12 protein-coding genes are annotated in these 13,338 nt (G+C 66.9%); 10 read left to right on the forward strand and 2 right to left on the reverse strand.

Going from position 1 to position 13,338, the window contains the following annotated elements:
- Nucleotides 1-2 precede the first annotated feature (2 nt).
- The 8 genes from BJF87_RS25120 to BJF87_RS25155 all read left to right on the forward strand — a co-directional run bounded on the left by BJF87_RS25120 (nucleotide 3) and on the right by BJF87_RS25155 (nucleotide 8,192).
- Nucleotides 3-773, forward strand: coding sequence for an alpha/beta hydrolase (locus tag BJF87_RS25120; protein ID WP_035752165.1), 771 nt, complete (start codon nucleotides 3-5; stop codon nucleotides 771-773).
- Nucleotides 746-1,726: a glycosyltransferase family 2 protein gene (locus BJF87_RS25125; RefSeq protein WP_230461927.1), complete on the forward strand. Its 981-nt coding sequence runs from the start codon at nucleotides 746-748 to the stop codon at nucleotides 1,724-1,726. The genes BJF87_RS25120 and BJF87_RS25125 overlap by 28 nt, the downstream gene beginning before the upstream one ends.
- On the forward strand, nucleotides 1,723-2,514 hold the full coding sequence (locus BJF87_RS25130) for a glycoside hydrolase family 16 protein (protein WP_035752167.1): 792 nt from the start codon (nucleotides 1,723-1,725) through the stop codon (nucleotides 2,512-2,514). Before BJF87_RS25125 ends, BJF87_RS25130 begins: the two co-directional genes overlap by 4 nt.
- A 452-nt stretch (nucleotides 2,515-2,966) precedes the next feature.
- The gene (rpsA, locus tag BJF87_RS25135; protein ID WP_035752169.1) at nucleotides 2,967-4,436 is read left to right on the forward strand and encodes a 30S ribosomal protein S1; all 1,470 of its coding nucleotides are present in this window, start codon (nucleotides 2,967-2,969) and stop codon (nucleotides 4,434-4,436) included.
- Between the two features lie 146 nt (nucleotides 4,437-4,582).
- Nucleotides 4,583-5,332, forward strand: coding sequence for a TetR/AcrR family transcriptional regulator (locus BJF87_RS25140; protein ID WP_035752171.1), 750 nt, complete (start codon nucleotides 4,583-4,585; stop codon nucleotides 5,330-5,332).
- Nucleotides 5,333-5,401: 69 nt separating this feature from the next.
- Entirely contained in the window at nucleotides 5,402-6,631 is a 1,230-nt protein-coding gene (gene aztD, locus BJF87_RS25145) for a zinc metallochaperone AztD (protein WP_035752174.1), read from the forward strand.
- A 63-nt stretch (nucleotides 6,632-6,694) separates the two neighbouring features.
- Entirely contained in the window at nucleotides 6,695-7,591 is an 897-nt protein-coding gene (gene coaE / locus BJF87_RS25150) for a dephospho-CoA kinase (protein WP_035752176.1), read from the forward strand.
- Between the two features lie 130 nt (nucleotides 7,592-7,721).
- Entirely contained in the window at nucleotides 7,722-8,192 is a 471-nt protein-coding gene (locus tag BJF87_RS25155; RefSeq protein ID WP_075864090.1) for a hypothetical protein, read from the forward strand.
- Nucleotides 8,193-8,241: 49 nt separating this feature from the next.
- On the opposite strand, the gene BJF87_RS25160 is transcribed toward BJF87_RS25155, so the two are convergent.
- Nucleotides 8,242-8,826 (reverse strand): DUF402 domain-containing protein, encoded by a 585-nt coding sequence (locus BJF87_RS25160; protein WP_075864091.1) that lies wholly within the window; start codon nucleotides 8,824-8,826, stop codon nucleotides 8,242-8,244.
- A gap of 337 nt (nucleotides 8,827-9,163) precedes the next feature.
- Between BJF87_RS25160 and uvrB the strand changes: the two genes are divergently transcribed.
- A complete protein-coding gene (gene uvrB, locus BJF87_RS25170; RefSeq protein ID WP_075864092.1) occupies nucleotides 9,164-11,320 on the forward strand; it encodes an excinuclease ABC subunit UvrB in 2,157 nt (718 codons plus the stop codon).
- Nucleotides 11,321-11,497: 177 nt separating this feature from the next.
- Nucleotides 11,498-11,944: a universal stress protein gene (locus tag BJF87_RS25175; RefSeq protein ID WP_042376087.1), complete on the forward strand. Its 447-nt coding sequence runs from the start codon at nucleotides 11,498-11,500 to the stop codon at nucleotides 11,942-11,944.
- Between the two features lie 35 nt (nucleotides 11,945-11,979).
- Here the strand turns inward: BJF87_RS25175 and BJF87_RS25180 are convergent, their stop codons facing one another.
- Nucleotides 11,980-12,882 carry a hydroxymethylglutaryl-CoA lyase gene (locus tag BJF87_RS25180; protein ID WP_075864093.1) on the reverse strand — a complete coding sequence of 301 codons (903 nt, stop codon included), beginning with the start codon at nucleotides 12,880-12,882 and terminating at the stop codon, nucleotides 11,980-11,982.
- Between the last annotated feature and the right edge of the window lie 456 nt (nucleotides 12,883-13,338).

Here is a 13,338-nt window from a genome sequence, read left to right on the forward strand (position 1 = left end):
GGATGCGTGGTCTGCTGATGATTCTCGTGGCGATCGTGACGGCGGCTCTCTCCGTGTCGGTCGCGGGATGCTCGTCGACCGAGGGCGGTCTGATCCGGCTCCGGGCGGTGATCGACGGGCAGAACACGTTGACGATCTCGGATGGCGGTGTGACCACGCGAGGCGTCGTGGTCTTCTTCCACGGTCTGGACCGTGACGAGACGATCCTCGACGTGGACGAGGCCCATCGCGCTCTCGTCCGTGACCTCTGTGCAGCCGGCTACGTGGTCGTGGCCGGCCGAGCCGGGGGAAATGCGTACGGAAACCCCGCATCCCAGCGCCACTATGCGGCGATCGCCGAAGCGACGGCCGAGCGGCATCGGGTGTCCGACGTGTTCTTCCTGGCCGAGTCGATGGGCACGATCGCAGCGGTCAACGTGATGGCAAAGCACTCAGACCTCCGGCCGCGCGGGCTGGCCGCGATCGGGCCCGCCCTGACTTTCGCGCAGGCGACAGGCGGTTACCAGCAAGGCCTCGCAGCGGCGAACCCCGACCTCCCCGGGACGGACCCGATGCGACTGCCCGTCGATTCGCTGGCGGGTGCGAACATCCGCTTCTACGTCAGTCCGCAGGACACTCTCGTGTCGACAGCGGCCAATGCGGCGGCGTTCCGCGCCCGGTTCGGGCAGGTCGCGACCATCTCGATGGTCGAATGCTCGGGCGCGCATCTGGATTCGTCGTGTATCAGGGGAGAGGACGTGGTGTCGTGGTTCAACCACATCGCGCCGTGGTGACCGGGACATCGGGACCGTCGGCGATTCCGCTCGCCGAGAACAGGTCCGGAGAGCCGCGGTTGTCGGTGGTGATCTGCTGCTACACCGAGCGGCGTCGGCAACAGGTGGAGGCTGCGATCGTGGCCACCACAGCGCAACTAGGTGACGCCGACGAGTTGATCATCGTCGTCGACCACAACCCCGACTTGTCAGCCGACCTCGCCGCGGGCCACCCTGGGCTGATCGTGGTCGCCAACAAGGGAATCCGGGGATTGTCGGAAGCCCGCAACACCGGTACCGACACCGCATCCGGCGACGTCGTGGTCTTCATCGACGACGACGCCCGCCCGGCCCCCGGAGCCCTGAAGGCGGTCCGGGCACGGATGGCGGAAGCCCATGTGGCGGCGATCGGCGGTGCGGTCGAGGCGAGATGGGAAACGGCTGCGCCGGAGTGGTTCCCCGACGAGTTCGGGTGGGTCGTCGGCTGCGACTACCTCGGCCTGCCCCACCACGGCGCGGCCATCCGGAACCCGATCGGTGCAGCGATGGCAGTGCGCCGCGACGCGCTGCTCGACATCGGTGGTTTCTCCCCGGCGCTGGGACGCCGCGGCACCCTGCCGGCCGGGTGCGAGGAGACCCTGATGGGAATCGCTCTGCGGGAACGGAATCCGAACGACCGCATCGTTCGCGACACGACCTTCCGAGTGACGCATCTCGTCCCCGACGACCGCGGGACCTTCCGCTATTTCACCTCGCGCTGCTATCACGAAGGTCGATCCAAAGCCGTCCTGGCCTCGTTGACCGGCGCGGACGCCGCCCTCGCGAGCGAACGTCGCTACACCACCCGCGTGCTTCCGGCCGGGGTCTGGCGCCACCGTCGCTCGCCCCGCAGATGTGCAGCGCTGGTGGCCGGGTTCCTGTGGACCTGCGCCGGCTATGCCCGCGGACTCGCCGAGAGAAGGAGCATCCGATGAGACCAGTCGTCCACTTGTGCGTCGTCGCAGTGCTCGCCGCGTCGGGATGCTCCATCGGATTCGGCCATGCCGACCCCGGACCACGCGTCATCTACGCCGACGGCTTCGACGGCCCGCCTCGCGCAGTGCAGAGCCCCTGGCGGGCCGTCACCGGCGGAGGTGGCTGGGGCAACGACGAAGTCCAGGTGTACACCGACTCCGTGGAAAACGCCCGGATCGACGGGCACGGGCACCTGGCCGTCATAGCCCGACGCAACGACCGGGGGTTCACCTCGGCGCGATTGTCGACCAAGGGTGAACTGTCGATCCGCCACGGCCGGATCTCGGCCCGCATCGCCGTGCCCGCCGGTGCCGGACTGCACCCCGCGTTCTGGATGCTGGGCGATGACATCGACCGGGTCGGCTGGCCGGCTTCCGGCGAGATCGACATCATCGAAACGCTCAACGAGGCGTCCGAGTACCACACCGGCGTCCACGTACCCGGCGGACCGCCGAGCGGACGTCAGAGCGTGTCGGCCACCGGCATCCCGCCGGCACCACTTGCGGGGACCTTTCGTATCTACTGGGTGAACAAGTTGCCCGGTCTCATCCAAACCGGAATCGACGACCGGACGCTGCTCACCGTCACCCCGGCGGACCTCGAGCCCGGCTCGCGCTGGGTCCTCGACAAACCTTTGCATCTGTTGCTCAACATCGCCGTCGGCGGCACCTGGCCGGGACCTGCCGGCCCCACCACGCCGCCGGAGTCCACGATGCTCGTCGACTGGGTCCGAGTCGTCGCACCCTGACACACAGGACAACCGCCCACCTTCGGGGCTCCTTCGGTAACCTCACCTGGGTGGACGACGACAACTGCCGGTGCGGTCACGACCGGTCGGCACACCAGCATCACCGGGCGGGCACCGACTGTGCGCTGTGCCCGGACGGGACATGTCCACGTTTCCGGCGGAGGTCACGGCTGCGTGCTCTCCTCGACTCGGTCACCGGGGAGCGGCGTACGCGCTCCTGATCGTGCCGGCCGGTGTCATCCGGAGGGGCAATGCAGGGGGCTCTCGGAGGGGCCGTTTCAAGGGCATTTGCCCAGCACAATGCCGCTGGAGTAGGCTTTGAGAACGCGCGTGCGCTCGATGACGCGCGACAGGCGCACGCCCCGGTCGAAATGCTTCTGATCAGGGGTTTTGTGCCGCGCAATACGTCAAGAACTGTACCTACTACACACCTGTCCGGAGCAACTCAACATATGTCGTCCCCCACGATCACCTCGCCGCAAGTAGCCATCAATGACATTGGCACTGCCGAGGACTTTCTCGCCGCCATCGACTCCACGATCAAGTACTTCAACGATGGCGACATCGTGGAAGGCACCATCGTCAAGGTCGATCGGGACGAGGTTCTGCTCGACATCGGTTACAAGACCGAAGGCGTCATTCCCTCTCGCGAACTGTCGATCAAGCACGATGTTGACCCCAACGAGGTCGTCAACGTCGGTGACGAGGTCGAGGCCCTGGTCCTCACCAAGGAGGACAAAGAAGGCCGTCTGATCCTCTCCAAGAAGCGTGCGCAGTACGAGCGGGCTTGGGGCACCATCGAGGAGCTCAAGGAGAAGGACGAGGCCGTCAAGGGCACCGTCATCGAGGTCGTCAAGGGCGGCCTGATCCTGGACATCGGCCTGCGCGGCTTCCTCCCGGCATCGCTCGTGGAGATGCGTCGCGTCCGCGACCTCCAGCCGTACATCGGCAAGGAGATCGAGGCCAAGATCATCGAGCTCGACAAGAACCGCAACAACGTGGTCCTGTCGCGTCGTGCGTGGCTCGAGCAGACCCAGTCCGAGGTCCGCAGCGAGTTCCTGCACCAGCTGCAGAAGGGCCAGGTCCGCAAGGGCGTCGTGTCCTCGATCGTCAACTTCGGTGCGTTCGTCGATCTCGGCGGCGTCGACGGTCTGGTCCACGTCTCCGAGCTGTCCTGGAAGCACATCGATCACCCGTCCGAGGTCGTCGCAGTGGGCGACGAGGTCACCGTCGAGGTCCTCGACGTCGATCTGGACCGCGAGCGTGTTTCGCTGTCGCTCAAGGCCACTCAGGAAGACCCGTGGCGTCAGTTCGCCCGTACCCATGCGATCGGTCAGATCGTCCCGGGCAAGGTCACCAAGCTGGTGCCGTTCGGTGCGTTCGTCCGCGTCGACGAGGGCATCGAGGGTCTGGTCCACATCTCCGAGCTGGCCGAGCGCCACGTCGAGGTGCCGGATCAGGTTGTCGCCGTCAACGACGATGCGATGGTCAAGGTCATCGACATCGACCTCGAGCGTCGTCGTATCTCGCTGAGCCTCAAGCAGGCCAACGAGGACTACACCGAGGAGTTCGACCCCTCGAAGTACGGCATGGCCGACAGCTACGACGAGCAGGGCAACTACATCTTCCCCGAGGGCTTCGACGCCGAGACCAACGAATGGCTCGAAGGCTACGAGAAGCAGCGTGAGGCATGGGAGGCCCGGTACGCCGAGGCCGAGCGTCGCCACAAGATGCACACCGCCCAGATGGAGAAGTTCGCCGCCGCCGCAGCCGAGGCTGCCAACGCCCCGACCGACTACTCGTCGGCTTCGGAGAGCCGTGGTGGCTCGGCGAACACCAGTGGTGCTTCGTCCACCGGTGGTTCGCTGGCGAGCGACGAGCAGCTCGCCGCTCTGCGCGAGAAGCTCTCGGGCAACGCCTGATAGCTCTGCTCCCGCAGTAGATCTGCACTGAGCACACGAAAAGCCCTCCCGGGACTTCCCGGGAGGGTTTTTCGTGTCCCTGCCACACCAGCCGAGACCCGGTGGGTACGGTATTGATCTCGTACGCTGTACGGAAAGGGTGCAACGTGTCGACCGCTGACGATGCCCGAACCCTCGTTCGGCTGCTCTGGCGTGGACGTGGGGAGCCGCAGACACCCAGACGCGGTCCGCGACAACGGGTCACCGTCGACGAGATCGTCGGCAAGGCGGTCACCCTCGCCGACGAGCGTGGACTGACCGCGGTGTCGATGCGGGCACTCGCCGCCGAGCTCGGCGTCGGTCCGATGACTCTCTACACCTACGTGCCCACCCGAGACGTCCTGGTCGCGCTCATGGTGGACCATGTCGCCGGCGACCCGGTGCCGGGGCCGGGATCGACGGTCCGGGAATCCCTCGCGCAGGTCGCACGTCATCTGCGCGCCGAGTACCTGGCACATCCCTGGTTGATCGACGCCAATCCGTGGCGACAGGTTCTCGGTCCGCGTCGTCTCGCCCGCTACGAACGGCAGCTCGAATTGCTCGAGCCGCTGGACATCTCGGACCTCGACCGTGACCACATCCTCGGTCTCCTGTCCGCCTTCGTGACCGGCAACGCCCGGGAGGCCCTGGCTGCCGACGCCGCGGTGACCAACAGCGGCATGACCGACGTCGAGTGGTGGGAGGTCGTCGCACCCGAGCTCGACGCGGTGATCCCCAAAGGCGGGTTCCCTCTCGCGGATCGAGTGGGAACCGTTGCAGGCGAACATCATCAGGCGCCAGGGGCTCCTGACGAGGTGTTCGATTTCGGCCTGGCGCGACTGCTCGACGGGTTGGCGCCGTTCATCGGGGACGGCTGAACTCGCCCGCCGAGGTCGGACAACCATGCATTGTTGACAATCATTTTCATTAGACGGTTGACTGTCCGAGTGCTATCACCACGGACAACTCTGACCCGTTCCCTCGCGCTGCTCGCTGCCTCCTCCATCGCGCTCGTCGCATGCGGCGACCCCGAGCAGGCGACCCCGTCCGCCGAATCGTCGCGCGGACCCGCGGAACAGCAAAGCGCGACACCACGACTCGCACTCAGCTACGACGGCGGAATCCTCGTGCTCGACGCGAAGACGCTCGATCAGGTCGCCGACCTTCCCCTCGACGGATTCGTCCGGCTGAACAGCGCGGGCAACGGGCGGCACGTCTTCGTCTCCGAGGCCGACGGGTTCCGGGTCCTCGACGCCGGGACCTGGACGAAGGCGCACGGCGACCACGGACATCACTACACGACCGAGCCCTCGCTCACCGAGATGCGTTTCGGTGGAGCGGAACCCGGACATGTCGTGGTCCACGACTCACGAATCAGCCTGTTCAGCGACGGCACCGGACAGGTCGACATCGTCGAACCCGCCGAACTGCTCCGCGGCAACCCGGTGGCCACCACGTTCACGGTCCCGCAACCCCATCACGGTGTGGCGGTGTTCCGCGGCGACGGTTCGGTTGTCGTCACACGCGGCGACGAGAATTCGCGGAGCGGCGTTGCGATCCTGGACAAGCAGCGGAACGAGATCGCCCGCAACGACGAATGTCCCGGCGTCCACGGCGAGGCCGCCGCGGCCGACGGCCGCCTGACCTTCGGCTGTGAGAACGGCATCCTCATCGTCGACGGCAACGACATCCGCAAGGTGGCCAGCCCGGATCCTTACGGCCGCATCGGCAACCAGGCCGGTGATCACGGGTCCCCGGTCGTGCTGGGGGATTACAAGAGTGACGAGGACGCCGACCTCGAACGGCCGACGCGCTTCTCGCTCACCGACACCCGTACCGGCGATCTCCGCCTGGTCGATCTCGGGACCTCCTACAGCTTCCGGTCGCTCGAACGTGGCCCCGGCGGCTCTGCGGTGATCCTCGGGACCGACGGCGCGCTGCACGTCTTCGATGCACGATCCGGCAACCGCACCGCCCGGATCCCGGCGATCGGGGAGTGGACCGAACCCGACGAATGGCAGTCGCCGATGCCGAATGTCGTGGTGCAGGATCGCATCGCGTACGTCAGTGAACCGGTGTCGAAGAAGATCGTCGCGATCGATCTGGAGTCGGGGGAGAAGGTCGCCGAGTCCACCCTGCCGCGCGAGACCGTCGAACTCGTCGCGGTCACCGGCTGAAGCGACGCGACACACGGGGCGCCGGTGTGTACCGGACAGGAGCCTGTTTGCCAGACTGGTGGCGTGATCAGGCTTGGACTGACCGGTGGCATCGGCGCCGGCAAATCGACCGTGGCAAAGACCTTCGTCGATCGAGGTGCATACATCATCGACGCCGACAAGATCGCCCGCGAGGTGGTCGAACCCGGCTCGGCTGGCCTCGCCGCGCTCGTCGAGGCCTTCGGCTCGGACATCCTCGCCGCCGACGGCAGCCTCGACCGTCCGGCGCTCGCGGCCAAGGCCTTCGTCGACGAGGAGTCACGGAAGACGCTCAACGGGATCACCCACCCGTTGATCGGCGCGCGCACCCAGGACCTGCTCGCGGCGGCGCCCGACGACGCCGTCGTCGTCCAAGACATCCCGCTGCTGGTGGAGAACCACACCGCGCCGTTCTTCCACCTCGTGGTGATCGTGTTCGCCGACGCCGACGTCCGACTGCATCGCCTCACGACGATGCGCGGGGTCGACGAAGCAGACGCGCGTGCTCGAATCGCGGCGCAGGCCACTGACGAGCAGCGCCGTGCGGTCGCCGACGTCTGGCTCGACAACTCCGGGTCGGCCGATGACCTCGCCGCTGCCGCCGCGCGGGTCTGGGACGATCGGCTCGTACCGTTCGAGGCCAACGTCCGGGCGCGTCGGGTCGCCGATCCGGTCCCCGAACTCGTTGCCGCCGAACCGAATCCGAACGGTCCCGCGACACGTCTGGTCAACCGGCTGTGGGCGATCGCGGGTGAGCGGGCGGCCGCCGTCGAGATCACCGATCCGGCAAACGTCGAGCTGCGGATCGCCGCCCGCGACGAGGGCGCGTCCGCAGAACTCGTCGACCTCCTCGCCGACGGTGGGTTCGCGCCCGTCGGCCCCGGCGTTCACGGTTCCTGCGATCCTGGGCGACCTGCGACCGTGCGGATCGAGATCGCATGAGGGGCTCGACAAACTGACTACGAATGTTGCCTGAATTGGCCACATCGTGTGCTCCGCGCTGTTAGCTTTGCGACGACGCACCGATCCCGGTGCGGATCACCGAGTCGGCAAAGCGCTGTGAGGAGCACATATGTGGGGTCCTGGTAGTTCGAAACACGTGCGTCCGGTCGTCGGCGGCATCGCCGTCGGGGCGGCGCTCACGGCCGCTGCGGTGAGTGCCGCCCCGGCGAACGCGGCACTGCAGGGGATCGCCGTCGACACGCTGCCCGGTTACGGCTCCTCGGCGAACGGCTCGTCGAACTACGGACTCTACGGTGCGGGATGCGCCTACAAGTTGTCCGTGATCGTCGGCGATCCGAAGTCGGCGAAGTCGACACTCGAGGTCACGTCCACCCGGGCGGGTCGCACCGTGACGATCCACACCGCCAAGCCCACCACTGCCGAGGTCACGCCGACCTGGCGACCATCCGCCCCCGGACGCTACGTGCTCACCGCGAAACTCGACGGGGTGGTCAAGACGCGGACTGTCAACGTGGGCACGGGAGTGCAACTGCCGCAGTTCATCCGGAACGGCGCGTGCTTCGTGCTGCCCACCTATTGAGTCCGTCGTCCGACGTCGGGCCGGCACACCGGCGCGCGGTCGTACCGGGTCACCACCCGTGATCGGGGCGGTGGTCTCGGAAGAACACCACGCCGCCGGCCGCGTCGTCGAGCCAGGCCTGTACGTCGTTTCCGTGCGCGGCGGCCCCGACGAGCGCGCGGGTCGCGATCTCGACGGCCTGCACGCACTGGTCGCTGTCGAGGAGTCCGCACCGGTGCGCTTCGAAGACCTCGTCGACGTCGATGAGTTCCAGCGGTGATCCCGGAACGTCGACGAGGTCGAGATACCAGTCCTCGGCGTACCACCGGCCGCGCTCGTCGGGGCCGGAGAACCGCCCGATGTCGAGGTAGAGGCGCTGATTCGCCCGAAAGCCGCCCTGGTAGTGGAAGATGTTGGCGCGCAACCCCAATGAGGGGAGAAGCCATGATTCGAGATGGTCGAACCTCGGGTGGCCGGGCGCGGAGCGCGACATGTAGAGGCCGTAGTCGGTGACGCGGTATTCCTCGACCTCCCGGACGAATCCCTTGTTGTCGGTGTTCGTCATGGCGGGCACATCGAAGACCTCCCGCTTGGGCGGGTGCATCGAGTGGGATGCGGCCGACGCGGTCGTCACGGGACCGCTGTTGCTCGTCATCCCCCGAATGTAGTTCGGCCGGCACCCGATCTCAGAGTGAACATCGGAGATGTTCCCGATGTGCGGGACGACGGCCGCGCATGGTCGGGATTCAGGCTGTCGGCGGCCGAACCGAGGTCACACGTGCCCGGCAGGTCGCACGTGACGGCGCCGGTACCGGGTGCGAGGGTGGTCCGGCTCGCCCCGTTCGCGCTGGTCGAGGACGCCGTGTCGGGCGCGGTGACCGGTCAGCCCATACCGGTGGTTCGTTCGTCGTGCTGCTCCGGGCGCGCGTCGTGCGGCGGGCCGCAGACCGCGCGGGAACACTCGTGTCGTAGTGCGCGTTTACCCTGGCACTATGGCTTTTGCAGCAGAACGCCCGGTGCTCGCGCACTCCGAGTTCCGTCCGATCGGCGAGATCGAGCGCACCGAAGCCCGCTTGGAGGTGGTCAGCGAGTACGAGCCCGCCGGTGACCAGCCCGCCGCGATCAAGGATCTGACCGCACGGCTCCAGGCGGGGGAGAAGGACATCGTGCTCCTCGGTGCCACCGGTACCGGTAAGTCGGCGACGACTGCCTGGCTCATCGAGCAGGTGCAGCGCCCGACGCTGGTGATGGCACCCAACAAGACGCTCGCCGCGCAGCTGGCGAACGAACTCCGCGAGATGCTGCCCAACAACGCCGTCGAGTACTTCGTCTCGTATTACGACTACTACCAACCCGAGGCGTACATCGCGCAGACCGACACCTACATCGAGAAGGACTCGTCGATCAACGACGACGTCGAACGACTCCGCCATTCGGCGACCTCGAGTTTGCTCTCCCGTCGCGACGTCGTGGTGGTGGCGTCGGTGTCCTGCATCTACGGCCTCGGTACGCCGCAGTCGTACCTCGATCGCTCGGTCGAGCTCGAGGTGGGGCAGGAGATCGATCGCGACGCCCTGCTGAGGCTGCTCGTCGACGTGCAGTACACCCGCAACGACACAGCATTCACCCGCGGGTCCTTCCGCGTCCGCGGTGACACCGTCGAGATCATCCCGTCCTACGAGGAACTCGCGGTGCGCATCGAGTTCTTCGGCGACGAGGTCGAATCGCTCTACTACCTGCATCCGCTCACCGGCGACGTGGTCCGTCAGGTCTCCTCGCTGCGCATCTTCCCCGCCACCCACTACGTGGCGGGGCCGGAGCGGATGGAGCGGGCGATGGCGTCGATCGAGAAGGAACTCGAGGAACGCCTCGCCGAACTCGAGGGCAAGGGCAAGCTGCTCGAGGCGCAGCGCCTGCGGATGCGGACCACCTACGACCTCGAGATGATGCGCCAGGTCGGCTTCTGCTCGGGGATCGAGAACTACTCGCGCCACATCGACGGCCGTTCGGCCGGGAGTGCACCGGCGACGCTGATCGACTACTTCCCGGAGGACTTCCTCCTGGTCATCGACGAGTCGCACGTGACCGTGCCGCAGATCGGCGGCATGTACGAGGGCGACATGTCCCGCAAGCGTAATCTCGTCGAATACGGCTTCCGGCTTCCGTCGGCAGTGGACAACCGCCCGCTGACCTGGGACGAGTTCGTCGACCGCATCGGTCAGACCGTGTATCTCTCGGCGACGCCCGGACCCTACGAGCTCGGTCAGTCGAACGGCGAGTTCGTCGAGCAGGTGATCCGCCCGACCGGCCTGGTCGACCCGCAGGTCGTGGTCAAGCCGACCAAGGGGCAGATCGACGACCTGGTCCACGAGATCCGGCAGCGCACCGAACGCGACGAACGCGTCCTCGTCACGACGCTCACCAAGAAGATGGCCGAGGATCTCACCGACTATCTGCTGGAACTGGGCATCCGGGTGCGGTACCTGCACTCCGAGGTCGACACCCTGCGTCGTGTCGAGTTGCTGCGTCAGCTCCGGTCGGGTGACTACGACGTCCTCGTCGGCATCAACCTCCTCCGCGAGGGTCTCGACCTCCCTGAGGTATCGCTGGTCGCGATCCTCGACGCGGACAAGGAAGGGTTCCTGCGCAGCACCACGTCGCTGATCCAGACGATCGGCCGTGCGGCCCGCAACGTGTCGGGTGAGGTGCACATGTACGCCGACAAGATCACCGACTCGATGCGCAACGCGATCGACGAGACGGAGCGTCGCCGCGAGAAGCAGATCGCCTACAACAAGGAGCGCGGCATCGACCCGAAGCCGTTGCGCAAGAAGATCGCCGACATCCTCGACCAGGTGTACCGCGAGGCCGAGGACGAGGCCGTCGCGGTGGGCGGTTCGGGACGCAACTCCAGCCGCGGCCGCAGGGCGCAGGGCGAGGTGTCGAAGGCGGGCAGTGCGGGCGTGATCGAGAAGCGCGACGTCTCGGCGATGCCGCGCGCCGAGCTGGCCGATCTGGTGTCGCAGCTGACCGAACAGATGATGAGCGCGGCCCGGGACCTGCAGTTCGAGCTGGCGGGCCGCCTGCGCGACGAGATCGCCGACCTGAAGAAGGAGCTCCGCGGAATGGACGCGGCGGGCATCAAATAGGGCTGTGACCTGCAATCCCGCCGAAGACACAACAGCGCGACCATGTGCCGATCACCACGATCGGCGGACAGACACGCCGCGGCAAACTAATGTCCCGGTGAAAGAACCCTGCAATATGGGGGATGTAGGTGACGCCTCGCTGATGGGCAGCGAGGCGAATTCATGTCGGAGGTTGGGATGAGCGCATACGAGACCATCGTCGTCGGGACCGACGGCTCGGAGTCGTCGATGAAGGCGGTGGAACGTGCGGGGGCACTCGCGGGTGAAGGCGCGCAGTTGGTGATCGCGTGCGCATACTTCCCCAACGAGCGTGGTGCGGGGGACGCCGCCGACATCCTCAAAGACGAGGCGTACCAGGTCACCGGTTCGACGCCGACCGAGGAAATCCTGCGGACCGCGAAGGAACGCGCGTCCAAGGCCGGGGCCGCCACCGTTGTCCAGCGCCCCGTCAAGGGTGCGCCGGTCGACGCGCTGCTCCAGCTCGTGAGCGACGTCAAGGCCGACCTGCTCGTCGTCGGTAACCGCGGCCTGAACTCGATCGCCGGGCGCCTGCTCGGATCGGTTCCGGCCGACGTGGCACGCAAGTCGGCGTGCGACGTGTTGATCGTGCACACCACGGGCTAGTCACCCGACGGCGAAAACCGACGAGAGTCCCCGCCTCAGCGGGCGTCCGGAAATCCTCCGGCGCGCCCGAGGAGAGCGGGGACGCTCTTCTCCAAGGACCTGCCCAACCATTCCGCGGCGTCGATCAGCCCGTACATGTCGACACCCGTCGTGACGTTCGACCGGTCGAGCGCATAGAGGAGATCCTCCGACGCGATATTGCCTGTCGCGGCCGGGGCGAACGGGCACCCGCCGAAGCCGCCGATGGACGCGTCCAGAGCGTTGGCGCCGGAGTCCAGGGCGGTCAGCGCATTGGCGTAGCCGGTGTTGCGCGTGTTGTGGAAGTGCCAGCGCTGAGGGATGCCCGGTGCGTGCGCGGCGGCGAGGTCGGCGAGTGTGCGCACCTGGGCCGGGACACCGACGCCGATGGTGTCGGCGAGGGCGATCTCGTCCGGTGCCGCTCCCTCGGTCAGGCGCGCGATGATCTCGCCGACCCGTTCGGGAGCGACCTCCCCGGAGAACGGGCAGCCGAACGAGACCGCGATGGTCACCGTCGTCCGGAGACCGGCCCCGCGAGCATCGCGCACGACGTCGATCGCCGCGGCGACGCCTTCGTCGACGCTGCAGCCCTGGTTCCGCCGGCTGAACTCCTCGGTCGCGACGACCACGACGTTGACCTCGTCGACGGCGGCGGTGAGTGCGCGGTCGAGACCCCGGCGATTGAGGACCAGGCCGATGTAGGAGACGCCGTCGGCGCGCGGAACCTGTGCCATGACCTCCTCGGCACCGGCCATCTGTGGGACACGCTTCGGGTTGACGAAGCTGACCGCCTCGATGCGTCGGACGCCGGCGTCGACACTGCGCGAGATCAACTCGACCTTGTCGTCGATCGACAGGAGGATCTGCTCGTTCTGAAGCCCGTCGCGGGGGCCGACCTCGACCAGTTGCACGCTCGTCATGTCCCCAATCTTGCCCCGCCGCGGACCGCTCGCGTGCAACGAATCCTTCCTTCGGGCAGATGACGGTCGAACAACCGAATCCAAACCGCAACCCGGCGCTTCCGGGGTGACGCAAGTTGAGAGTGTGGCCGTCAGGGACTTGTGAGGTCCCATCTGTCACTTGAGTTCTCCGCAAGATGTGATCCGCCTCTCAGGCGCGAGATGCGCTGTATCACTTTCGATCTCAAAAGAGATGTAAAGCGTATGATTCGTGGCTGTTCGACGAACGCCTCGGGGGGACGGGTCAGCGGCGTCGTCGGACGACCAAATCGCCGACGACTGGTTCGGACGAGGCATGGATGACACATCACCCTCAGTGAGGGGAACCCACAAGTTGGGTACGGGGAGGGGCGCCGGGGAGGGCGCAGCAGAACGAGGGGGGTCGACCTGCTGGATCTCACTGCGGCTCAACGTGCC

The organism is Gordonia sp. CNJ-863, assembly GCF_001942325.1.
Lineage (GTDB): Bacteria > Actinomycetota > Actinomycetes > Mycobacteriales > Mycobacteriaceae > Gordonia > Gordonia alkanivorans.

What these genes read in the sequence shown, in the direction of transcription:
- BJF87_RS25120 (WP_035752165.1), top strand. Translation starts at nt 3, where the DNA reads ATGCGTGGTCTGCTGATGATTCTCGTGGCGATCGTGACGGCGGCTCTC.
- BJF87_RS25130 (WP_035752167.1), top strand. Translation starts at nt 1,723, where the DNA reads ATGAGACCAGTCGTCCACTTGTGCGTCGTCGCAGTGCTCGCCGCGTCG.
- rpsA (WP_035752169.1), top strand. Translation starts at nt 2,967, where the DNA reads ATGTCGTCCCCCACGATCACCTCGCCGCAAGTAGCCATCAATGACATT.
- BJF87_RS25155 (WP_075864090.1), top strand. Translation starts at nt 7,722, where the DNA reads ATGTGGGGTCCTGGTAGTTCGAAACACGTGCGTCCGGTCGTCGGCGGC.
- BJF87_RS25160 (WP_075864091.1), bottom strand. Translation starts at nt 8,826, where the DNA reads ATGACGAGCAACAGCGGTCCCGTGACGACCGCGTCGGCCGCATCCCAC.
- uvrB (WP_075864092.1), top strand. Translation starts at nt 9,164, where the DNA reads ATGGCTTTTGCAGCAGAACGCCCGGTGCTCGCGCACTCCGAGTTCCGT.
- BJF87_RS25175 (WP_042376087.1), top strand. Translation starts at nt 11,498, where the DNA reads ATGAGCGCATACGAGACCATCGTCGTCGGGACCGACGGCTCGGAGTCG.
- BJF87_RS25180 (WP_075864093.1), bottom strand. Translation starts at nt 12,882, where the DNA reads ATGACGAGCGTGCAACTGGTCGAGGTCGGCCCCCGCGACGGGCTTCAG.